Genomic DNA, 312 nt, shown 5'->3' on the forward strand with positions numbered 1-312 from the left:
CAAACAGGCTTAGGCGATGGCAAGCCCGATGCCGTGCGCTGCACCCGTCAGGAAGATGCGTTTGCCGGAAAGGCGCTCAGCCATTTTTGTTCCTCCAGCCTATCGCCGACCCAAAGCCGACGAGCGCAGATTGTCGAGCAGCACGGCTAGCAGCAAAATAACGCCGCGCACGATGTACTGGTAGAAGGCCGGGATGTTGAGCAGGTTCATGGCGTTCTCGGCGATGCCCATGATCAGCACGCCGACGATGACGCCCGACATGGTGGCGCGGCCGCCGGCGAGCGAAACGCCGCCGAGCACGCAGGCCGAAAT

General features: G+C 62.5%; 1 pseudogene. It reads right to left on the minus strand.

The annotated features are described in order from the left end of the window. Positions 1-99: 99 nt before the first annotated feature. Positions 100-312, minus strand: a pseudogene (araH, locus tag EOC06_RS38760) (L-arabinose ABC transporter permease AraH); the annotation flags it as partial.

The organism is Mesorhizobium sp. M7A.F.Ca.MR.362.00.0.0, assembly GCF_004023175.1.
Classification (GTDB): domain Bacteria; phylum Pseudomonadota; class Alphaproteobacteria; order Rhizobiales; family Rhizobiaceae; genus Mesorhizobium.